This window comes from Natronococcus jeotgali DSM 18795, assembly GCF_000337695.1.
Classification (GTDB): domain Archaea; phylum Halobacteriota; class Halobacteria; order Halobacteriales; family Natrialbaceae; genus Natronococcus; species Natronococcus jeotgali.
This window is the reverse complement of the sequence record NZ_AOIA01000108.1, coordinates 1-5578: the sequence shown is the minus strand read 5'-3', so window position 1 is coordinate 5578 and position 5578 is coordinate 1. Positions and strand designations below refer to the sequence as shown.

At 58.8% G+C, this 5578-nt stretch carries 2 protein-coding genes; both read left to right on the top strand.

The features are described 5' to 3' along the window. Positions 1-2517 precede the first annotated feature (2517 nt). Entirely contained in the window at positions 2518-3168 is a 651-nt protein-coding gene (locus C492_RS10980) for a TraM recognition domain-containing protein (protein ID WP_449289507.1), read from the top strand. A gap of 1709 nt (positions 3169-4877) precedes the next feature. Then, on the top strand, positions 4878-5578 hold a 701-nt coding region (locus C492_RS10970; RefSeq protein WP_008423486.1), incomplete at its 3' end, for a hypothetical protein.

Genomic DNA, 5578 nt, shown 5'->3' with positions numbered 1-5578 from the left:
GCCTACGACGCCCTTGAGGTTACGCCGGAACTCGGCGAGCGCCTCTACAGCGAACTCCCAGAACGGAAGTCAATCTCCGTCCAGCCGAGTAAGGATGGCGGCGGGCCGAAGGACGCGATCGACCTGCTGACGGCCGTCCACAACCCGAGTGCCGGTCCCCACTCGTTCGAACTTCAGTATGTGAACGGGCTCGTCGGTTTTCAGTGGGTGATGGCAACGAAGGCGGCCCAGAACCAGATGCAACGCCAGCTCGACCGGTTCTATCCGGACGCCCATATCGACGTCTCCGAGCACGACCAGCCTACCCTGCTACCGCTCGAGGAGGGTCGGTATGTCGCCGGGGCCTATCTCCGTCTCCGAAAGCGCGAGGACGGCCGCCACCTCTACCCGATTCGGCACATGGATATCGAGGGCTTCGAGAACGATCCTTACGGGTCGATTGCGGCAGAGATGGTCGGCGAGCGCGAGACCGATATTAATACCGATCTGGCGGTCCAGACTATTTTCGAATCCGTCTCGAATGACTGGTGGAAGGGCGGCCTCCTCTCACCGTCGATCGACGATATCGCTGACGAACTCAAGAATCCTCGACGGGACGAAGGGTTCAAACACGCACTAAAGAAGGAGCTATTTCCCAACAAGTTCGAGGTCGTTGGCGAGGATCGCGACCCATCGAATAAGGACAAACAGGCCGCGAACACGGTCCGGGAGCAGCGTGGCGAGAAGGGCTTCCGGCTAAACCTCCGCATCGTTGGTGTCTCGGACGACCCGCAGATGGCGATCCAGCGCGTCGCGGAGACGGCCCAACAGTTCGACGCCTACTATGAAAGTAAGACCGAGCAGGGCTTCGAGGTCGTCCCGCTGTACGACAAGAATCTGATTCGGGAACTCGAGCGCGCCTACGGGCGCACCCGCGCGGATCGGAAACTCGTGATGGGCGTTCGTGGTGCTGCCGGGCTGATGCACATCCCGAATAACGATATCAATACTCAGGATGTCAAGTGGTCGCTGACGTCGCACGCCGGGGACGTCCCGGCAAACGCACCCCGATTTACCGACTATCATGAACCTGACGACGTCTCGTGGGAGAAGGACGTTCGCTCATTCGAACTCGACGGAGATGGCGACCAGTGGCGGNACGATATTCCGTCGACATGGGTCGACCCGGAGGAATACGGCGACTGGACACCGGGAGAGAAACAGGACCGAGAGCAACAGGAGACGGATGCGGATAGCGAGATGGTGAAAGCATGAGTGTGTTCGGAGACGACGAATCGGACGACTTCGAGAAGTTTGGTGCACGAATTGAAGGCGAAGACGATCCTACGGAGCCGGTCTTGGTGAATGACAAAGAGTGGGCGATCGAGCGTTACGACCCCGTCGAAGAGGAAGTCGAGACGTACGCGGGTGCGTGGCCGCGGGCGATGATCGAGAACGCCCAGGCCGTTCCTGAACAACCGCTATGGCTCGGCGTCTCGGAGAACTCCGGGCGCGAGGTGCCGATCGAGTTCGACCGCCTGTTCCGGCACGTCTTCTACGGTGGCTCTACTGGGACAGGGAAGACGACGAAAATGTACAACGACGCGGTGGCCCTGATGTACGCCGGCCACGGCGTCACAGTCATCGATCCGAAGGGTGACGATATCTACAATCTACTCCGGAAGGTCCCGAAGCACCGCTGGGATGACGTTATCTATCTCGCCCCTGGTGATGACTTCCTCGATAAGACGGTCGGGTTCAACCTCTTCGAGACGTATCACGATCACGGCGAGGATGGATTCGACCGCGAGGTTGAGGGGATCGTCGACGACTTCAAGCAACTCCTGAAGGCTGGGGAGTTCTGGGGCAACCGGATGGATCGTGTCATGAAGACGATGGTCCGGACGATGGTTCGCGACGGCTACGAGTTTACGCCGATTGAACTCTATTACGCCCTACTCGAGGAAGAGAATCGAACGGAGTTCGCAGATATGGTGATGGACACCGACGATGACGACATGATGTTCCTCGAGCCCTATGCGAGACAGATCGCGGACGAGCTCTCGAACCAGGATCTNATGGTGATGGACACCGACGATGACGACATGATGTTCCTCGAGCCCTATGCGAGACAGATCGCGGACGAGCTCTCGAACCAGGATCTCGATGCACTCGTCGGGCGACTCAAAGATTGGGTGGAGAATCCGATCACTCGTCAGATTATCGCCCAACGGGACGCGAACGTCTCGATTGCCGAGGCGGTTAACGAGGGGAAGATCATTATCTGTAACAACGACCTCACGCCAGAAGCGAAACAGATGGTCTCGACGGCAGTTATGCGTCGCATCTGGACGTGTGTGAACGACCGCGTCAACCCGTCTGAGCGAAAGATCCGCCAGCTCGCAGGCGCCGATACAGTCGGTGGCGAATACNCGCATCTGGACGTGTGTGAACGACCGCGTCAACCCGTCTGAGCGAAAGATCCGCCAGCTCGCAGGCGCCGATACAGTCGGTGGCGAATACAACCCGTACTTTCTGATGATCGACGAGTGCGACGACGTCCTCTCCGAAGCGTCTAAAACGGAGAAGATGCTCTCGAAGGCGCGCTCGAAGAAACTGGGGCTACTCCTGGCGACCCAGAANGACGACGTCCTCTCCGAAGCGTCTAAAACGGAGAAGATGCTCTCGAAGGCGCGCTCGAAGAAACTGGGGCTACTCCTGGCGACCCAGAACCTCCGCCAGATCGACGACGAAGATGCGCGGGAGGCGATCCTCTCGAACTGTAACACGCTGGTTTCGTTGAACCCCGTCCACCCAGATGAGGCGGCGATCCTCGCCAAACGATTCGGGGGTGCGGACCCGGAGGATATGACGCAGATCCCGGACTACCACGCCCAGACGAAACTCCACCACGAGGACGACTCGTTNCTCCACTCGATCGAAGAGGCGTACGAATTGATCCAGCAGTCTATCGAAAAGTACGGTATCGAGCGCCAGTCGGGACGTGCAATCCTCGATGGACTCTTCTTCGCAGATACCAACCAGTCGCGAGCGGCAGATGTGGCGGGTCTCGAGAACACGGAAGCTGATGTCGACGAGCCGATGAGCGTCGATGACATCGAAACCTCGCGGACGGCACTCAAAGCGATCTACGACGAGACGATCCGCGCCGATGGCGNGAGCCGATGAGCGTCGATGACATCGAAACCTCGCGGACGGCACTCAAAGCGATCTACGACGAGACGATCCGCGCCGATGGCGACTGTATCGATGTCCAGACGGCCGAGCAAGTGGTGACGGACGCCACTGGTCTCGAGTACTCGCAGGCATCGAATACTATCGAGCGCCTCCACTCCGTCGGCGCGATCAACCAGCAGAGTACCAGCGACGGAATCCTGGTGTCGGTTACGCCGGAGGGCCGTGGCGAGATCGGTCTCGAGACGGGCTCCGGTGGCTCCGGTGGAAAGAGCCAGCATCGCCACCTTCTGCGCGAGGTCTACGAGTGGGGGACGCGCCTGGGCTATGATATGCAGCTCCCAACGCAGGACGGTGACGAACTCCCGGACGCCGTCGGCGAACTCCCACCTACGGTGATCCCGGACGGCGACCTCTCCGAATCGGAGCGCGAGACGATCGTCGAAACGCGCCTGGAGGACGACTACCCAGAGATCCTNGAGCTCTCGGGGGCGGACACGCTGTATATCGAAGCCGAATCGAAGGGGCTCTCGAAGCCCGGCGGCCCGATCAAGAACGCAGCGAAGGCGCCGGACCCCGAGCAGTTGCTCTTCGTCGTCGGTGACGGCGGTGACGACGGATTGACGAACAACGCCGAGCGCCTCGCGGCGATCTTCGGCACCGACGACAGTGATCGGTTCGTGTCGACGCGAACGCCGACGGACGCTACGCGGAAGTTCTACACCCGGGGGAAGCTCGAGATGGCCCGTGACAGAACCGGGATCGATAAACTCGCTGTCGTCCCTGGCGACGTCTCGACGGAGTGGGTGGAGCTCGAGGGTGGTTCGGTCGTCTGTCGCGATCGTGCCGACGGCGAGGTCTACCTACGCTTTGACGGCCCCAAGGACTACCGCGAGCGTGAGCCGACTGACGCCCCTTCGACCGTCCACTACGACCCCGAGGACGGCAACTACGTCGTCGAGAGTGATGATGAAGTGAAACGGCGGTACGCCGCGAAGGCTCCACTTGCGGACGACTGGACGCACATCTACGAACCTGTGATCCCCGAAGCGATGTTCCGAGAACACGGTCAGGACTCGGTCCCTGTGCCCGAGGCATTCCGGATCGCCATCGTGCCGAACGACGATCGCGACCTTGAGGGTGATCCCGAGCTGCTCATGTTCGACAGCGAGACCGAAGATGTCATTCCGATCACGGGCTGGTTCGGCAAGCCCTCAGACGGAACCAGTAGCACACTCGACGGCTCAACAGGCACAGATGGCGCTGGTCCCGAACCGAAGACCGATCATCAGCCGACAACCGAACCGCTGGTTGATCACGATCCCGAGCCAGCACCTGACCCCCCGGCGCCCGAACCGCCGGTACCAGGGTCGTCAACATCAGAACCCGATTCCGAGAACGTGGTCGAAGAAGCTGCCTCTCTCGAGAACGAGAAAGAAGACGACGACGATGATGAGCCGGATGGCAGCCCGTTTCGCGATCTCAATATCTAAATTTGTCCCGTTCAATGTGACTGTGTCTTGATATCGAGGTGACGTTATACTGACTACTGAAAGACACCATACTGACGTCATCTTGACTATATAATGGTGGGATCTTTTAGCCGACAGAATTTGTTATAGAATCCTTCCTGTACCATTGGAAGAAACAAATATACTCTATGTGGGACAGGATTTTCGGTGTTGGGACTCCATCCATGACTAATGCCGTTCCAGTCGACCTGGAGTAATCTGCTCGAGGAGTGTGAGGCGTTAGGGGATGAGGCGACACTAGTAACGCCCTTATCGAAGAAGTCGTTTCAACTCATAGATGTTCAGGAGCATCGGATCGTCATCGAGTTCTCGGACACTGAGGAGAAGCGACCACTCCAGCGTGACCAGTTTGAGACGCTTGCACGCCGAATTGGCGATGCAGTCGACACATTTGACCTTGAACGATTACCCCCCGACGCCGAACCCTATGCAGCAGTCTTGAGTCTCCATCCCCGATTCGAGATTGATGAACGCGAGGGGCTGATCCGAGAGAGTGAGAACCCGGGTCCGTCCCAGCTCGTCCAGGCTCCAGAAACCGAAACAGAGACTGAACGAACAGAACCCGACCTTGCCATCTATGCTGACGCACTCCTCCTTACTGATGCACTCGAGCGCCACGATGTAACCGATCTCAGTGGACAGGAGACGTCCACACTAGTGAACCTCTATACGCTGTTATCTGACGTCCAGCGGAATGCCGATGACCTCCGCCAAGATGTTGCTGATGTCTTGCTCGAGCGAGTTCACCATGATCAGCCCATTCACGCCCAATTCGGATCTGTCCAACGGACCAGTCGAACGTACAAATCATTGCGCGATGAAGGGGAAGTCCTAGCGACCCTCGAAGACGCTGGGATCCCACGCGAACGTGT